The sequence below is a fragment of the Brenneria corticis genome (assembly GCF_003115855.1).
Taxonomy (GTDB): domain Bacteria; phylum Pseudomonadota; class Gammaproteobacteria; order Enterobacterales; family Enterobacteriaceae; genus Brenneria; species Brenneria corticis.
On sequence record NZ_KZ819076.1, the window covers coordinates 42553 to 60326 of the forward strand.

The window sequence follows — 17774 nt, forward strand, 5'->3', positions numbered from 1 at the left end:
GATTTTAACCTTTTATCCCGCCGGGCTCACTTTATAACAGATAATGTATCTGTATATACAACAGTTTTTCTCTTTCCGCTCTTTGCGGCGGCCGGAGGGGGATTTAGCACAGATAATCTGCTTTTCCTGTTCTAATATTTATCATTCTTTGGTTCAAAAGTCGGTTTCTGCCCATCAAAAAGAGTTGATTAAGTAAGGAATATTCCTTACATTGAAGGTGATTATTTATTCAGAGAGAGCATGCCATGCCTATCATTCACGAACTTGCCACGATCACATCAAAGGGCCAGATCACGCTGCCCAAACCGATCCGCCAAGCGCTGGGTGTCGATGCTGGCGGCAAGGTGGCGTTTGATCTGCAGGAAGATGGGCACATCGTCGTCAGCCGCGTAGATGCTGAGCACGAGGATCCTGCTATCGGCGCGTTTTTGAGCCTACTGGTTCGCGACATCGAAGCTGGCCGGCATGTGCGCGGGTTGCCGGAGGATCTGGCTCGCTCGATGTTGGCGAATGTCGGACATGGCGCGAGGATGGATGAGGATATTGACGGCGAAGTGGCGCTCTGATGCAGCGGCACGGTTGGACTTTGTTGTTCCATGACTGTGTGATCGAACAGTTGCAGAAACTGCACGCCGCCGCGCAGCGCGCGGAGCAGAATGACCCCGCAGGATTCGCGTCCAATGCCAACGTAAAACTGTTCCGCGCCCTAAGCCAACTGATGCTTGAAGTTGTTCCGGGCGATCCGGCGCGCGACGAGTACCGTCAAGGCAATACCTTGGGGCCGGATTATCGTCATTGGCGGCGGGCCAAGATTGGGAGGCGGTTCCGGCTGTTCTTCCGCTACGACTCCAAGGCAAAGGTGATTGTCTACGCCTGGGTCAACGATGAGCAGACGCTATGATCGTCGGGCAGCAAATCCGATCCGTATGCGGTGTTTGAGAAGATGCTCGGGCGCGGAAATCCGCCGGACGACTGGAGTGTATTGGTGACTGCCAGCCGGCAGGATTGGAACAAACTCGAGTAACCGTTCAATCCACGTAGTAGGACGAATCTTCTTCAATAAACATTCGATGTTTCTGTGGAGCCGTATGCGGATTTTTTCATCGTTATCTTGGGTCGCACTGATGTTGAAGCGGTACAGAGCTTCCGCCTATCGCCAAGTAAGGTATTACTTATCGATTCGATAACGACAACAGATTGGTGATGACCGTCACAATTATGTACTTTACTCCCATACCAACACACATGAGGATACAGTGATGTCAGTAATCAATACCAAAGTTAAACCATTCAAAAACACGGCCTTCAAAGATGGTGAATTCATTGAAGTCACTGAGAAAGATATCGAAGGCAAATGGAGCGTGTTCTTCTTCTATCCGGCTGACTTTACTTTCGTCTGCCCGACCGAACTGGGCGACGTTGCCGATTACTACGATGAATTCCAGCAGCGCGGCGTTGAAATCTACTCGGTGTCCACCGATACCCATTTTACGCACAAAGCCTGGCACAGCACCTCTGAAACCATCGGCAAAATCAAATACACCATGATCGGCGACCCGACCGGGCAGCTGACCCGCAACTTTGAAAACCTGCGTGAAACGGAAGGCCTGGCCGATCGCGGTACCTTTATCGTTGACCCGCAGGGCATCATTCAGGCGGTGGAAATCACTGCTGAAGGCATCGGTCGTGACGCTTCCGACCTGCTGCGCAAAGTGAAAGCCGCTCAGTATGTGGCGTCCCACCCGGGTGAAGTCTGCCCAGCCAAATGGAAAGAGGGTGAAGCGACGCTGGCGCCGTCTCTGGACCTGGTCGGTAAAATCTAACCCGGACCCCGCAGAGATAGTGATGTTTTTATCGGGTGCTCGGCACCCGATTTTTTGCACTGAGGATAATCGATGCTCGACAATACAATGAAAGTCCAGTTAAAAGCTTACCTGGAAAAATTAACCAAACCTGTTGAGTTAATTGCGACTCTGGATGACTCGGCCAAATCTCTGGAGGTCAGGGAATTACTGACGGAAATCGCAGGATTATCTGAACAGGTTAGTTTCTCTGAACAGAATGACCTGGCAGTGCGTAAACCCTCCTTTCTGATTACCAACCCAGGTTCACAGAGCGGCCCGCGTTTTGCCGGCGCCCCGATGGGCCATGAGTTCACCTCGCTGATTCTGGCGCTGTTGCAGGTGGGCGGTCATCCGTCGAAAGAAGCGCAGGAGTTGCTCGACCAGATCCGCAATCTTGACGGATCGTTCCATTTCGAAACCTATTATTCGCTCTCCTGTCACAACTGTCCGGACGTGGTGCAGGCGCTGAATTTGATGGCGGTGCTGAATCCCAATATTACCCATACCGCCATCGACGGCGGCGTGTTTCAGGATGAGATCCAGAGCCGCAACGTGATGGGCGTGCCGACCGTGTTCCTCAACGGCGAGCACTTCAGCCAGGGGCGCATGAGCCTCGGCGAAATCGTGACCAAAATCGATACCGGCGCGGGCGCTAAGCAGGTTGAAAAACTGAATCAGCGCCCGGTGTACGACGTGCTGATCGTCGGCAGCGGCCCGGCAGGCGCGGCGGCGGCGGTCTATGCCGCCCGTAAAGGCATCCGTACCGGCCTGATCGGCGAACGTTTCGGCGGCCAGATATTGGATACCGTGGACATTGAAAACTACATTTCCGTACCGAAAACGGAAGGGGCCAAGCTGGCGACCGCGCTGAAAAGCCACGTTGATGACTACGATGTGGATGTGATTGACGCGCAGAGCGTTGAAGCCTTGATCCCCGGCGGCCAAGCGGGGGCGGCGCATCAGGTGGTGACCGTGTCCGGCGCGGTACTGAAGTCCCGCAGCGTCATCATTGCCACCGGCGCCCGCTGGAGAAACATGAACGTGCCTGGCGAAGATCGGTACCGTACCCGCGGGGTGACGTACTGTCCGCACTGCGACGGCCCGCTGTTTAAAGGCAAGCACGTGGCGGTGATCGGCGGCGGCAACTCCGGCGTGGAAGCGGCGATCGATCTGGCCGGGGTGGTGAAGCACGTTACCCTGCTGGAGTTCGCGCCGGAGCTGAAGGCGGACTCCGTATTGCAGGACAAATTGCGCAGCCTGCCGAACGTCGACATTATCGTTAACGCGCAGACCACGGAAGTGCAAGGCGACGGACAGAAAGTCACCGGGCTGGCCTATAAGGATCGCGTCAGCGATACGCAGCACCAACTGCCGCTGGAAGGGATCTTCGTGCAGATCGGCCTGCTGCCCAACACCAACTGGCTGGAAGGTACGGTCGCCCGTAACCGGATCGGTGAAATTGAAATCGACGCCAAGTGCGAAACCAGCGTCAAAGGCGTATTTGCCGCCGGCGACTGCACCACCGTGCCGTACAAACAGATCATCATCGCCACCGGCGAAGGGGCGAAAGCCTCGCTAAGCGCGTTTGATTATCTGATCAGAACGCAGCCCGCCGAGTGATTGACCACGCCGGCATAGCCTGCCGGCGGGTTTATTATCACAATCCCCTTGGTGTTTACCCTGTCTGGCCCATTCCGCATCGCGCAATGGGTTTTTTGGCGTTTCCCGTTGGAAAAAATAAGCCGTGGGGGCTTGCCAAGGAGCGATAACAACTCCATAATGCCGTCCACTTTTCGCGTGGATGCGGATAAGTCGGCGCAGTTGAAGCGTTAAGGTTTATTGGCTTCCCGCCAGCCTGTTTTTCCGGCTCGTTACTATTCTCTTGTTATTAATCCACATAAAAAATCATAATGTTTTGAACAGACTTATCCACAGGTCGTCTGTGGACGTTCTCCCCGCACTCTTATCTCGTTATCAGCGCTCTGTTTTTTATTTTATTGATATCTATAGATAAAAATTACTTATAAAACGTTATCAGGATCACTTGTACTTTTTGTGACAGTTGATTGTCAAAGAGTTTTTATATTTATCCACAGCTGGTGCGACAAATTGATGACAGCGGATCGCCACGGCTCAGGCGTCACGCGGCAAGCCTTTCTCCACCGCGCGAATCAGCCTCTTTTTGCGCGCGGATTGCACCTCGATCCCCTGTGATGCGCGGCCTATCCTTTGTTGTTCAATGGCCCAGTGGATATGTTCGTCCAGCAGATCGTTTTCCCCCAGCCGGGTTTGCAGCGTCAGCACGATGCGGTCCTGATAAGGGGCGTTTCCCAGCGCCACCGCGATATTGCGCAGCCAGCGCAGATGGCCGATGCGGCGAATGGCGGACCCCTCGGTAATTCGCAGAAATTTTTCTTCGCTCCACTGGAATAGCTCCAGCAGTTCCGGGGCATGGAGCGCCGCCCGCGGGCTGAAGTCCGTTTCGTCGGTCAACTGTGAGAAACGGTTCCACGGGCAAATCAGCTGGCAGTCATCACAGCCGTAGATGCGATTCCCTATTAACGGACGGAACGCTTCAGGGATCGGGCCTTCAAGCTCTATCGTCAGATAGGAAATACAGCGCCGGGCGTCAACCGTATAAGGTTCAACAATCGCGCCGGTAGGGCAGGTGGTGATACAGGCGACGCAGCGGCCGCACTGCTCTTGCTGCGGCTGGTCGACGGGCAGCGGCAAATCGATCAGCAGCTCGCCGAGAAAGAACCAGGAGCCTGACTCCCGGTTTAATAGAAGTGAGTGTTTACCAACCCATCCAAGGCCGGCTTTGGCCGCCAGCGGGCGTTCCATTATCGGCGCTGAGTCAACGAAGGGACGAAAATTCAGTTCGCCGCAGTAGTCCTGAATCCGCTCGCCGAGTTTTTTCAGGCGCTGGCGCAGCAGCTTGTGATAATCGCGTCCCAGGGCATAGCGGCTGACGTACCCCAGTTGCGGGTTTTTCAGCGTGCTGGCGAATGCCGCTTTGGCGGGCAGATAATTCATGCGCACGCTGATAACCCGCAGCGTGCCGGGCAACAGTTCATGCGGGCGGGCGCGCAACATGCCGTGACGCGCCATCCAGGCCATTTCACCGTGATACTGCTTGTCCAGCCAGGCCTGTAGCCTGGGTTCCTCGGCGGATAAATCCGTGTCGCAGATACCGACCTGCTGGAAGCCCAGCGATAGCCCCCATTGCTTGATAAGTTGTGCCAATTCACCGAGATCGTAGGGGTATGCCATGACCAGCCGTAAAAGGAATAAAGAGCGGGCTATTTTACCACATTCCTCTTTAGTGGCCGAATGCGCGGTAAATGGAGCGAACTCTGGCGGTTACCGCTATAGCTTGCTAAGTTGGGAGCATTCGGGAAACCATAAGGGGGCGTGATGGCTGACGGCAAAACGCGGGGATATGACTTTTCTCTTCCACATTCGGTATTCCGGGCGGAGTGGGTACGCCGTGAAGAGGTAAACGCCGCCCGCGAGCTCGGGGTTTCATTACATGAACTGATGCTGCGCGCGGGCGAGGCCGCTTTTCAGGTCGCGCGCCGCTATTATCCGTCCGCCCGGCGTTGGCTGATACTGGCGGGCCATGGCAACAACGGCGGCGATGGCTATGTGGTCGCCAGTCAGGCGCTGGCGGCGGGCATCACCCCTTATGTTATCGCCTGTCAGGGAAGCCGCGCGTTGCCGGAGGAGGCTTCCGCCGCCCGCCGGTCCTGGCTGGAGCAGGGGGGCGCGATTCTGGATGCCGACGCGCCCTGGCCTGATGACGTCGATCTGATCGTTGACGGACTGCTGGGCACCGGTCTGGCCAGCGCGCCGCGTCCGCCCTATGACGCGCTGATTGCCCGGGCCAACGCGCATTCCGCCCCGGTGGTATCCATTGATGTTCCCTCCGGCTTAAATGCTGAAACCGGGCAATGTGCCGGCAACGCCGTTTATGCGGCGCACACGGTGACCTTTATCGCGCTGAAGCCGGGGCTGTTAACCGGAAGCGCACGCGATTTCGTGGGGCGGTTACACTATAGCGCCCTGGGGGTGACTGACTGGCTGGCCGGACAGGAGGCGCCCATACGGCGGCTGTCCGCGGCGTTGCTTACCGAATGGCTAAAACCGCGGCGTCCCGGCGCGCACAAAGGCGATAACGGCCGCTTGCTGATCGTGGGCGGCGATTACGGCACCGGCGGCGCGGTGTTTATGGCGGGGGAAGCCGCCTTGCGCAGCGGCGCCGGTTTAGTGCGAGTGCTTACTCACAAACTCTATCTGGCGGCATTGCTGACGCATCGTCCCGAACTGATGGTGCAGGAACTGAGCGCGGATACCCTGAAACAGGGGCTGGAATGGGCGGATGTGGTGGTGATCGGTCCCGGTCTGGGGCAGGGCGAGTGGGGGAAAAACGCGCTGCGGCTGGCGGAAAATTGTAACAAACCCATGTTATGGGATGCGGACGCGCTTAACCTGCTGGCAATCAATCCGCATAAACGGCAGAATCGCGTGTTGACGCCGCATCCTGGCGAGGCGGCTCGTTTATTGCATTGCCGGGTGTCTGATATTGAAAGCGATCGCTTACTTGCGGCGCAAAAACTGGTAAAACGCTATGGCGGCGTCGTGGTTTTAAAAGGCGCGGGCACGGTGGTCGCCGGCGAGCAGGACCAACTGGCCATTGCCGATGTGGGAAACCCCGGTATGGCGACAGGGGGCATGGGCGACGTGCTGTCCGGCATTATCGGCGCTTTGCTGGCGCAAAAGCTATCGCCGTATGATGCCGCCTGCGCGGGATGCGTGGCGCACGGCGCGGCGGCGGACGAACTGGCCGCGCAGCGAGGAACTCGTGGTATGCTGGCAACCGATCTGCTGCCGGCGTTGTCTCAATATGTCAATCCCGAACGGATACCCTTAGAAAAGACAGAATGAAAAAAATCGTGTTACCCCTGCCGGACGAGGCAGCAACCATCGCGTTGGGCGCGGCGCTGGCTAAGGCCTGTGAAAGCGCCTGCGTCGTGCATTTATATGGCGAGCTCGGAGCGGGAAAAACCACATTCAGCCGCGGCTTTGTGCAGGCGTTGGGGCATCAGGGAAACGTCAAGAGCCCGACCTATACCCTGGTCGAGCCTTATGCGTTATCGCCGCTGGCGGTATACCATTTCGATCTTTATCGGCTTGCCGACCCTGAAGAACTGGAATTTATGGGCATTCGCGATTATCTGGTTCAGGATGCCATCTGTCTGATTGAATGGCCGCAGCAGGGCGCCGGCGTATTACCCTCCGCCGATCTTGAACTGCATTTGCATTATCAGCAAGCGGGCAGACAAGCCGAACTCTCGGCGCTCTCCGCGCAGGGAGAGGCGATCCTGCGGCGCTTGGCCGGTCAGCTGGGGATAGAAGCACCATGATAAGTCGGATGATCAAACTGTTGGTATGCGCGTGGCTGATAGCGGCGGGGCCAGGCTGGGCCGCCAACCTGTCGGATATTCAGGTGAGTAACGGTTCCGGCCAGGCAACGGTAAGCCTGAGCTTTAGCGGTCAGCCTATTTATGCTTTCTTTCCGCTCAATAATCCTGAGCGAGTGGTGATTGATATTCGCCAGACGGCGCTGATCCAGGGATTGCCGCTGGATTTCAGCGGGCAAAATCTGATCAAACGCATTCGCACCAGCAACGCGCAGGATGCGCAAAGCATCCGTTTGGTGCTCGACCTGACGCAGCCCGCCAGAACCAAGGCGGTCACGCGGCAAGACGGCTCCGGCCATAAGGTGGTCTTTACGGTTACGGGCGACAAGCCCAGAGCGGCGGCGCAGAAAAGCACGCCGACCGCGCCCGGCCAGTCGCGTCCGGTAAAATCCGAACCGGTGAAAAACCCGTTCAATAATAAACCGACTGTGGTGGTGAACAGCAATGCCTCGGCCAGAGCGCCGGCGCGCGCCGCCGCCGCCGCCGGCAACGAGCGGGTGGTGGTGGCCATTGACGCCGGACATGGCGGACAGGATCCCGGCGCCATCGGTCAGAACGGGCTGCGCGAAAAGAACGTCACCATCGCCATTGCGCGTAAGCTGCAAACCTTGCTGAACGCCGATCCCGCTTTCAAGCCGGTGCTGACCCGCGACGGGGATTATTTTGTCTCGGTGATGGGGCGCTCGGACGTCGCGCGTAAACACGGCGCCAATATTCTGGTCTCCATCCATGCGGATGCCGCGCCGAATCGCAGCGCTACCGGAGCTTCGGTGTGGGTGCTGTCCAATCGCCGGGCGAACAGCGAAATGGCGAACTGGCTGGAACAACATGAGAAGCAGTCCGAGCTGCTGGGCGGCGCCGGCGATTTGCTGGCCAACAGCAATGCCGACCCCTATTTAAGCCAGGCGGTGCTGGATCTGCAGTTCGGACACTCGCAGCGCGTCGGCTATGACGTCGCGACCAAAGTATTGGGCGAACTGCAGCGCGTCGGCGGATTACATAAACGCCGTCCGGAACACGCCAGTCTGGGCGTGCTGCGCTCGCCGGATATCCCTTCGCTGCTGGTGGAAACCGGGTTTATCAGCAACGCGGGGGAAGAACGCCTGTTGGGAAGCAGCGCCTATCAGCAAAAAATCGCCACCGCGATTTATCAGGGATTGCGCAATTATTTCCTGACGCATCCGTTGCAAGCCGCCCCAAAGCAGGAAGGCCGCCCGGCGCTGGCGGCGACAAATAGCGCTGCCGCGACCGGTTCCTCCAACGCTGCGACCGGCAAGAACAGCGGCGGCAGTATCCGCCATACGGTGGCGCGAGGCGAAACGCTGTCGGCCATTGCGACGCGCTATGGCGTCAGCATGGCGGCGATCCGCAGCATTAATAAGCTGAACAAAGATATCGTCTGGGTCGGACAGCGTCTGAACATCCCGGCAACGGCAAGCAAAGCGACGACCGCGGTCGCCGATACGAAAAAAGCGGCGCCCGTCAGGCATAAAGTTGTGCGGGGTGATAGCCTGAGCGCCATCGCCGCCCGTTATGGCGTCAGCATGAAAGAGATTCAGCGGGCGAACGATATGAACTCGGGCAACGTACAGCTGGGCCAGACGTTGATTATTCCTTCCGCCTGAGCGGGCTGATTTTTCCGGGCGCGTTTTTTATTATTATCGTGCTGTTTATTGTGATGCTGTAAGAGGGATAGACCATGCCGATTCAGGTTCTGCCGCCGCAACTGGCTAATCAGATCGCCGCCGGAGAAGTGGTGGAACGGCCTGCGTCGGTGGTGAAGGAACTGGTGGAAAACAGCCTGGACGCCGGCGCGACCCGCATTGATATTGAGATAGAGCGCGGCGGCGCCAAGTTGATCCGTATCCGCGACAACGGCGCGGGTATCGGCAAGGACGAACTGACGCTGGCGCTGGCGCGTCATGCGACCAGTAAAATCGCCACGCTCGACGATCTGGAGGCCATTGTCAGCCTGGGGTTTCGCGGCGAAGCGCTGGCCAGTATCAGTTCCGTCTCGCGTCTGACGCTGACGTCGCGTACCGCGCAGCAGTCCGAAGCGTGGCAGGCCTATGCCGAAGGGCGCGATATGTCGGTCACGGTCAAACCTGCCGCACACCCCGTCGGCACCACGCTGGAAGTGCTGGATCTGTTTTATAATACGCCGGCGCGGCGAAAGTTTATGCGCACGGAGAAAACCGAGTTCGCGCATATCGATGAAGTGGTGCGGCGCATCGCCCTGGCGCGTTTCGATGTCGCCATTACGCTGCGCCACAACGGTAAGCTGATCCGCCAATACCGGCCCGCGCCGGAACCTTCGCAGCATGAACGTCGCCTGGGCAGTATCTGCGGCAGCGCCTTTTTACAGCATGCGCTGACGGTGTCATGGCAGCATGACGACCTGACCATTCACGGCTGGGTGGCCGATCCTTCCGGGGCGAAGCAACTGCCCGAAATGCAATATTGTTACGTTAACCAACGCATGATGCGCGATCGATTGATCAACCATGCGATACGCCAGGCCTATCAGGATCGGCTCAAAGACGAGCAGCAACCGGCTTACGTCCTCTATCTGGAGGTCGATCCGCATCAGGTTGACGTCAATGTGCATCCCGCCAAGCATGAAGTGCGTTTTCATCAGGCGCGCCTGGTGCATGATTTTATTTATCAGGCGGTGATGACGGTATTGCAGCAGGTATCCGCGCCAAGGCTGTTGATGCCCGAGCCGGGAAGCGAACAGCCCATGCAGTGGCAGCAGGAAAACCGTACCGCCGCCGGTGAAAATCATTTTGCCCAGCCTGCCATCTCCCCGCCGGCTAAACGCCCCCAGGGTTCCGGCCGCGCCAGTGAGACGCCGCATCCGGCTTATCCCGCCGGACAGGGCTATCAGAAGAAACAGGGCGAGCTATACCAGAAGCTGTTGCGACCGGTTGATCTGAATGAAGAGGGATCCCGGCGCGGCGCGGCGGAGAGCGGCGCTATCCCTGCGCCGGCTGAACCCGCGGCCGGGCGGCGGAGTGCGCCGGCGGCGCAGCCAGAAACATCGCCGGCCGTTGCGGAATCGCCGCTGGAGAGCAATGCGACCGGGTTCGGCCGCGTTTTAACCGTCTATCCGCCTTGCTATGCCCTGCTTGAATATCGCAAAGGGCTGGCGCTGCTCTCTTTATCCGTGGCGGAGCGCTGCCTGAAACAGGTGCAGCTGACGCCGCCGGAAAGCGGGCTGCGTCCGCAGCCGTTATTGATTCCCCAGCGCCTGACGCTGAATAAATCCGAACTGGCGGTGCTGGCGAAACACCGGCCCCTGTTGACGACTTTTGGCATCGATATTCTGGTCGAATCGCAGCGCGCCACCTTACGGGCGGTACCTTTACCATTACGCCAACAAAATTTACAAAACTTGATCTCTGAACTGTTAGGCTATCTGGCCGATTATAAAATGATAGAGCCGCAGGTTCTGGCGGCATGGTTGGCCGCCCGGTTGAACAGCGAACAGCAAAACTGGAGCCATTCCCAGGCGATACAATTATTAACGGATGTGGAGCGGCTTTGTCCGCGGTTGGTAAAAGACCCTCCGGCTGAACTTTTATATCCGATGGACGTCAATACAGCCATCAGGGCTTTGCAGCATGAGTGATTTTGCAACGGCGTCCTATCCGCCGGCTATTTTTATCATGGGGCCGACGGCATCCGGAAAAACGGCGCTGGCGATGGCATTGCGTCAATATTTGCCGGTGGAGTTGATTAGCGTTGATTCAGCCCTCATCTATAAGGGCATGGATATCGGTACCGCCAAACCGAGCGCGCAAGAACTGGCTCTGGCGCCGCATCGGCTGATCGATATTCTCGACCCGGCGCAGGCCTATTCCGCGGCGGATTTTCGCCGGGACGCGCTGCGGGAAATGGCGCAAATCAGCGCCGCCGGGCGCATTCCCCTGTTGGTGGGGGGGACGATGCTCTATTTCAAGGCGTTGCTGGAAGGATTATCCCCGCTGCCCCCGGCCGACGCCGCGGTTCGGCAACGCATCGAAGAGCAGGCGGAGGCCGTTGGCTGGGAGGCGATGCATCGCCGGTTATGTGAGATAGATCCGGTTGCCGCGGCTCGGATTCATCCAAATGATCCGCAGAGACTCTCGCGGGCACTGGAAGTTTTTTTCGTTTCAGGTAACACTTTAACTGAACTGACAAAAACGGCTGGAGAAACGCTGCCTTATCGCGTTCATCAGTTCGCTATTGCTCCGGCGACGCGCGAATTGCTGCATCAGCGCATCGAGCTGCGTTTCCACCAGATGTTGGCGGCGGGTTTTGAGGCGGAGGCCCGGGTTCTTTTTGCCCGAAATGATTTGCATAGGGATTTGCCTTCCATTCGTTGTGTCGGTTACCGCCAGATGTGGTCATATTTATCCGGTGAAATTGATTATGATGAAATGGTTTATCGGGGAGTTTGTGCGACGCGTCAGCTTGCCAAGCGACAAATGACCTGGTTGCGCGGTTGGGACGATGTCCATTGGCTGGACAGCGAAAAGCCGCAGGAAGCGTTAGACAAGGTAATACAGGTTGTTAGTGCATAGGTTGAGTGATTGTGTACAATTGGCTAGGTCTCAGCGTACAAATTTTTCACATCGGTATTTTAGAACCCTGTGGGTTCTTTGTTACAAACAACATACAAATAAGGAAAATATAGAATGGCTAAGGGGCAATCTTTGCAAGATCCGTTCCTGAACGCATTGCGTCGTGAACGTGTTCCGGTTTCGATTTATTTGGTGAATGGTATTAAGCTGCAGGGTCAGATTGAGTCCTTCGATCAGTTTGTCATTTTGTTAAAAAATACGGTTAGCCAGATGGTGTACAAGCACGCCATTTCTACAGTGGTTCCATCCCGTCCGGTGTCTCATCACAGTAATAATCCAGGCGCCAGCAATTACCATGGTAGTAATCCGGCGGGTCAGCAACAGCCGCAGGAAAGTGATGACGCTGAATAAAGCGTATCGTCAATTCACCGCGGCGGGGGTGAAGAACGCATTGCTCATCCCCTCCGCCGCGGTGTTTTTTGTTAGTTTGAGAGGTTACTCGCTTGTTTGACCGTTATGAAGCCGGTGAACGGGCCATACTTGTTCATATTTACTTCTCGCAAGATAAAGATACCGAAGACCTGCTGGAGTTTGAGTCTCTGGTTTCCTCTGCCGGTATTGAGTCGTTGCAGGTGATTACCGGCAGCCGTAAAGCACCTCATCCCAAGTATTTTGTTGGCGAAGGCAAAGCCGAAGAAATTGCCCAGGCAGTAAAAGAAACCGACGCTTTTGTGGTGCTGTTCGATCACGCGTTGACGCCCGCCCAGGAACGTAATCTGGAACGTTTATGCGAGTGCCGGGTGATTGACCGCACCGGGTTGATCCTGGATATTTTCGCCCAGCGCGCGCGAACCCACGAAGGCAAATTACAGGTAGAGCTGGCGCAGTTGCGCCATCTCGCCACCCGGTTGGTTCGCGGCTGGACGCACCTTGAGCGGCAAAAAGGGGGCATCGGTCTGCGTGGCCCGGGGGAAACCCAGCTTGAAACCGACCGCCGGCTGCTGCGTAATCGCATCAGCCAGATTTTATCCCGTCTCGAACGGGTGGAGAAACAGCGCGAACAGGGGCGCAGGGCGCGAGTACGCGCCGATGTGCCGACGGTTTCGCTGGTGGGCTATACCAACGCCGGTAAATCCACGCTGTTTAACAAGATAACATCGGCCGGCGTATATGCGGCCGATCAGTTATTTGCCACGCTGGATCCGACATTGCGCCGTATTGAGGTGGATGATGTCGGTGACACGGTGCTGGCGGATACCGTAGGTTTTATCCGGCAGTTGCCGCACGATTTGGTGGCTGCGTTTAAGGCTACGTTACAGGAGACGCGTCAGGCCTCTCTGCTGTTGCACGTTGTGGACGCCGCCGATCCTCGTCTTGACGAGAACATCGACGCGGTGAATACGGTGCTGGCGGAGATTGAGGCGGATGAAATTCCTGCGCTGTTGGTAATGAACAAGATTGATATGCTGGAAGATTTCGTGCCGCGTATCGATCGCAACGAAGAAAATTTACCGGTCAGAGTGTGGCTTTCAGCTCAGAGCGGTGAAGGTATTCCGTTGCTATTTCAAGCGTTGACCGAACGGCTATCCGGGGAAATTGCGCAATATTCATTGAGCCTTCCCCCTCAGGCCGGACGTTTGCGCAGCCGCTTTTATCAGCTTCAGGCAATAGAAAAAGAATGGATTGAAGAGGACGGGCATATCGGTTTAGCCATTCGTATGCCGATTGCCGACTGGCGCCGCCTCTGTAAACAAGAGCAGGAACTGACGGATTATGTTGTCTGACTGGCAGAAACGGTCTGAACGGCGAAATAGTCTGACGGACTCTGGGATATTGAACCTGAAGAACATCTATCATAAAGAATGGAGCTAAAACATGGCGTGGAATCAGCCCGGTAATAACGGACAGGACCGCGACCCGTGGGGGAGCAGCAATAACAATAGCGGCAACTCTGGCGGAAATAATAATAAAGGCGGTCGGGAGCAAGGGCCGCCGGATCTGGACGATATCTTCCGCAAGCTGAGTAAAAAACTCAGCGAACTGGGAGGAGGAAAAGGTACGGGCTCCGGCAACGGCGGGACTTCCGGCGGCTCCGGCCTGGGCGGTCGGGTTGTCGGCATCGTCGCGGTCGCGGCGGTTGTCATCTGGGCGGCCAGCGGCTTCTATACCATCAAAGAAGCGGAACGCGGCGTGGTGACGCGCTTTGGTAAATTCAGCCATCAGGTCGAACCCGGTCTGAACTGGAAGCCGACGTTCATTGACTCCGTCAGGGCCGTTAACGTGGAATCGGTACGTGAACTGGCGACGTCGGGCGTGATGCTGACCTCGGACGAAAACGTGGTGCGCGTCGAAATGAACGTGCAGTATCGCGTAACCGAACCGGAACGCTACCTGTTCAGCGTAACCAACGCCGATGACAGCCTGCGTCAGGCGACGGACAGCGCATTGCGCGGCGTGATCGGCAAGTACACCATGGATAAGATCCTGACCGAGGGCCGAACCATCGTGCGTACCGATACCCAGCGCGTGCTGGAGGAAACGGTGCGTCCTTACAATATGGGCATCACCCTGCTGGACGTCAACTTCCAGGCGGCGCGTCCGCCGGAAGAGGTCAAGGCCGCGTTTGACGACGCCATTGCCGCCCGTGAAAACGAGCAGCAATATATTCGTGAAGCGGAAGCCTATGCCAACGAGGTTCAGCCGCGCGCCAACGGTCAGGCGCAGCGTATTCTGGAAGAGGCTCGCGCTTACAAAACCCGTACCGTTCTGGAAGCGCAGGGTGAAGTGGCCCGTTTCGCCAGGGTGTTGCCGGAATACAAGGCCGCGCCCGAGATTACGCGCGAACGTCTGTATATCGAAACCATGGAGCGCGTACTGAGCCATACCCGTAAAGTGCTGGTCAATGACAAAGGCGGCAACCTGATGGTGCTGCCGCTGGATCAGATGCTGCGCGGCGGTTCATCCGCCAGCGGCGAGAATACGCCGTCAGGCAACAGCGGCGCCAACCCGCTGCGTTTGCCCGCCACGTCCGGCAACAGCGGGGCGAGCACTGGCCAGACGCGTAGCAGCAACAATGGAAATATCATGGATCAGCGCAGAGCGAATGCGCAACGTGATGACCTCACTCGAGTAGGGAGAGAATAATTAATGCGTAAGCCCTTACTATTTATCCTGATCCTGGTACTGGTGGTGGTCTATGCGTCACTGTTTGTGGTGCAGGAAGGCCAGCGTGGCATCGTGATGCGTTTTGGCAAAGTGTTGCGCGATGATGAAAACAAACCGCTGATCTATGCCCCGGGATTACAGTTCAAGATCCCGTTCATTGACTCGGTGAAGATGCTGGATGCCCGTATTCAGACCATGGAAAATCAGGCCGACCGCTTTATTACCAAAGAGCAGAAAGACCTGATTATCGATTCCTATATCAAATGGCGCATCAGCGATTTCAGTCGTTACTATCTGGCGACCGGCGGCGGCGATGTTTCTCAGGCGGAAGTGCTGTTGAAACGTAAATTCAGCGACCGTCTGCGTTCCGAGATCGGCCGTCTGGATTTAAAAGGCATCGTTACCGATTCGCGCGGCCAACTGATGACCGATGTGCGTGACGCCTTGAACACCGGTACCGGCGAGACCACGGAAGCCGATAACGCCATTGCTTCGGCCGCGGCCCGCGTTGCGGAGGAAACCACCGGCGCTCAGCCGCACGTTAACCCGAACAGTATGGCGGCGCTGGGTATCGAAGTCATCGACGTGCGCATCAAGCAGATTAACCTGCCGACCGAAGTGTCCGACGCCATCTACCAACGTATGCGTGCGGAACGTGAAGCGGTAGCGCGTCGCCACCGTTCGCAGGGTCAGGAAGAGGCCGAGAAGTTAAAAGCGACGGCCGACTACGAGGTAACCCGTACGCTGGCGGAAGCCGAGCGCCAGGGGCGTATTTCCCGTGGTGAAGGCGATGCGGAAGCGGCGAAACTGTTTGCCCAGGCCTTCAGCGAAGATCCTGATTTCTACTCTTTCATTCGTAGCCTGCGCGCCTATGAAAGCAGCTTCAGTTCTAATCAGGACGTGATGGTGCTGAGCCCGGACAGCGATTTCTTCCGCTATATGAAATCGCCGGAAACGACGCTCCGTCATTAATCGCTGACTGAAGCAAATTTGCCTAAAGCCCGTAAGTACGGGCTTTTTTTATGACGGGCTTCCTGCCCGTCCCCCTTCGGGCCGTCGTAAGCGACGTTTACAATCGCTCCCGGCGATTTTTTATGGAGTTTTTATGAACGCAACCGTGTGGATGGCGCTGGGGCTGGTGCTGATTATCGAAGGGCTGGGTCCCTTGCTGTTTCCCCGGATCTGGCGGCGGATGATTTTGGCGATGGCGCAGTTGCCTGATAACACGTTACGACGTTTTGGCGGCGGAATAGTGGTTGCCGGATGTGTTGTCTACTATATGTTGCGTAGCCGCATGGGCGGTTAAAATAGCGCGGAAAAATGTGCGCAAACCGGTGCTAAAAGTACTGAAAACGAGCAAATGAGATGTTAGAATCCTTTTTTAAGCAACCTGGTGATTCTTGAGATGGGAAAGAACGTCGTCGTACTGGGCACCCAATGGGGTGACGAAGGTAAAGGTAAGGTCGTTGACCTGCTGACTGAACGGGCTAAATATGTCGTGCGCTACCAAGGTGGCCACAATGCTGGCCATACTCTGGTTATCAACGGTGAAAAAACCGTTCTTCATTTAATTCCCTCGGGCATTCTGCGTGAAAACGTTGTTAGCATCATCGCTAACGGCGTGGTGCTGGCGCCTGACGCATTGTTGAAAGAAATGACGGATCTTGAAGCGCGCGGCGTCCCGGTACGCGAGCGTTTGCTGCTTTCCGAAGCTTGCCCGTTGATTCTTCCTTATCATGTGGCGTTGGATAACGCGCGTGAAAAAGCGCGCGGCGCGAAGGCCATCGGCACGACGGGGCGCGGCATCGGTCCGGCTTATGAAGATAAAGTCGCCCGCCGCGGGCTGCGCGTCGGCGATCTGTTTGATAAACAAACTTTTGCCGTCAAGCTCAAAGAGATCGTCGAATACCATAACTTCCAGCTGGTTAACTATTACAAAGTCGAAGCGGTCGACTATCAGAAAGTGCTGGATGACGTGCTGGCGATCGCCGACATCCTGACCGGCATGGTGGTTGATGTGTCCGACCTGCTGTACAAGGCGCATCAGCGCGGCGAATTTGTGATGTTTGAAGGGGCGCAGGGCACGCTGCTGGATATCGACCACGGCACCTATCCGTATGTGACCTCTTCGAATACCACCGCCGGCGGCGTGGCGACAGGTTCCGGCCTGGGCCCGCGTTACGTTGATTACGTGCTGGGTATCGTCAAAGCCTATTCCACCCGCGTCGGCGCCGGTCCGTTCCCGACCGAGCTGTTTGATGACGTCGGCGACTACCTTACCGAGAAAGGCAACGAATTCGGCGCCACCACCGGCCGCCGCCGCCGTACCGGCTGGCTGGACACGGTTGCCGTTCGCCGGGCGGTACAGATCAACTCGCTGTCCGGGTTCTGTATGACCAAGCTGGACGTGCTGGACGGCTTGAAAGAAGTCAAACTCTGCGTCGGCTACCGTATGCCGGACGGCAGCGAAGTGGATACCACCCCGCTGGCCGCCGACGGCTGGGATGGCATCGAGCCGATCTATGAAACCTTGCCTGGCTGGTCCGAAAGCACGTTCGGCGTGCAGCAGCGCGATAAATTGCCGCAGGCGGCGCTGAACTATATCAAACGCGTAGAAGAACTGACCGGCGTTCCGGTGGATATTATCTCTACCGGTCCGGATCGCAGCGAAACGATTATCCTGCGCGATCCGTTTGATGCCTGATTAGTTGCAAAGG

The 17774-nt window shown here is 56.9% G+C and carries 15 protein-coding genes and 1 pseudogene; 15 read left to right on the forward strand and 1 reads right to left on the reverse strand.

Features of this window, described 5'->3' with window-relative positions; translation table 11 throughout:
• Positions 1–245 precede the first annotated feature (245 nt).
• The 4 genes and pseudogenes from DDT56_RS08270 to ahpF all read left to right on the forward strand — a co-directional run bounded on the left by DDT56_RS08270 (position 246) and on the right by ahpF (position 3464).
• Positions 246–566, forward strand: a complete 321-nt coding sequence (locus DDT56_RS08270) for a type II toxin-antitoxin system PrlF family antitoxin (RefSeq protein ID WP_136165984.1) — start codon at positions 246–248, stop codon at positions 564–566.
• Between the two features lie 23 nt (positions 567–589).
• Positions 590–1024 (forward strand): annotated as a pseudogene (locus DDT56_RS08275) (type II toxin-antitoxin system YhaV family toxin).
• A 235-nt stretch (positions 1025–1259) separates the two neighbouring features.
• Entirely contained in the window at positions 1260–1823 is a 564-nt protein-coding gene (ahpC, locus tag DDT56_RS08280; RefSeq protein ID WP_136165985.1) for an alkyl hydroperoxide reductase subunit C, read from the forward strand.
• Between the two features lie 72 nt (positions 1824–1895).
• Positions 1896–3464 (forward strand): alkyl hydroperoxide reductase subunit F, encoded by a 1569-nt coding sequence (gene ahpF / locus DDT56_RS08285; RefSeq protein WP_136165986.1) that lies wholly within the window; start codon positions 1896–1898, stop codon positions 3462–3464.
• Positions 3465–3977: 513 nt separating this feature from the next.
• Here ahpF and queG read toward each other — a convergent pair.
• Positions 3978–5117 (reverse strand): tRNA epoxyqueuosine(34) reductase QueG, encoded by a 1140-nt coding sequence (gene queG / locus DDT56_RS08290; protein ID WP_136165987.1) that lies wholly within the window; start codon positions 5115–5117, stop codon positions 3978–3980.
• A gap of 144 nt (positions 5118–5261) precedes the next feature.
• Between queG and nnr the strand changes: the two genes are divergently transcribed.
• From nnr to DDT56_RS08345, 11 genes are all read left to right on the forward strand, one after another.
• On the forward strand, positions 5262–6791 hold the full coding sequence (gene nnr / locus DDT56_RS08295; protein WP_136165988.1) for a bifunctional ADP-dependent NAD(P)H-hydrate dehydratase/NAD(P)H-hydrate epimerase: 1530 nt from the start codon (positions 5262–5264) through the stop codon (positions 6789–6791).
• Positions 6788–7270, forward strand: a complete 483-nt coding sequence (gene tsaE, locus DDT56_RS08300) for a tRNA (adenosine(37)-N6)-threonylcarbamoyltransferase complex ATPase subunit type 1 TsaE (protein ID WP_136165989.1) — start codon at positions 6788–6790, stop codon at positions 7268–7270. Before nnr ends, tsaE begins: the two co-directional genes overlap by 4 nt.
• A complete protein-coding gene (gene amiB / locus DDT56_RS08305) occupies positions 7267–8952 on the forward strand; it encodes an N-acetylmuramoyl-L-alanine amidase AmiB (protein ID WP_136165990.1) in 1686 nt (561 codons plus the stop codon). Before tsaE ends, amiB begins: the two co-directional genes overlap by 4 nt.
• A 74-nt stretch (positions 8953–9026) precedes the next feature.
• Positions 9027–10958, forward strand: coding sequence for a DNA mismatch repair endonuclease MutL (gene mutL / locus DDT56_RS08310; RefSeq protein WP_136165991.1), 1932 nt, complete (start codon positions 9027–9029; stop codon positions 10956–10958).
• A complete protein-coding gene (gene miaA / locus DDT56_RS08315; RefSeq protein ID WP_136165992.1) occupies positions 10951–11892 on the forward strand; it encodes a tRNA (adenosine(37)-N6)-dimethylallyltransferase MiaA in 942 nt (313 codons plus the stop codon). The genes mutL and miaA overlap by 8 nt, the downstream gene beginning before the upstream one ends.
• 114 nt (positions 11893–12006) lie before the next feature.
• Positions 12007–12303: an RNA chaperone Hfq gene (gene hfq / locus DDT56_RS08320; RefSeq protein WP_009111320.1), complete on the forward strand. Its 297-nt coding sequence runs from the start codon at positions 12007–12009 to the stop codon at positions 12301–12303.
• Between the two features lie 92 nt (positions 12304–12395).
• On the forward strand, positions 12396–13676 hold the full coding sequence (gene hflX, locus DDT56_RS08325; protein ID WP_136165993.1) for a ribosome rescue GTPase HflX: 1281 nt from the start codon (positions 12396–12398) through the stop codon (positions 13674–13676).
• Between the two features lie 91 nt (positions 13677–13767).
• Positions 13768–15036, forward strand: coding sequence for an FtsH protease activity modulator HflK (gene hflK / locus DDT56_RS08330; RefSeq protein ID WP_136165994.1), 1269 nt, complete (start codon positions 13768–13770; stop codon positions 15034–15036).
• Positions 15037–15039: 3 nt separating this feature from the next.
• Complete coding sequence (gene hflC, locus DDT56_RS08335) at positions 15040–16029, forward strand: protease modulator HflC (protein ID WP_136165995.1); 990 nt, start codon at positions 15040–15042, stop codon at positions 16027–16029.
• A 133-nt stretch (positions 16030–16162) separates the two neighbouring features.
• Positions 16163–16363: a DUF2065 domain-containing protein gene (locus tag DDT56_RS08340; protein ID WP_009111325.1), complete on the forward strand. Its 201-nt coding sequence runs from the start codon at positions 16163–16165 to the stop codon at positions 16361–16363.
• A gap of 99 nt (positions 16364–16462) precedes the next feature.
• Positions 16463–17761, forward strand: a complete 1299-nt coding sequence (locus DDT56_RS08345; RefSeq protein WP_136165996.1) for an adenylosuccinate synthase — start codon at positions 16463–16465, stop codon at positions 17759–17761.
• Positions 17762–17774 lie beyond the last annotated feature (13 nt).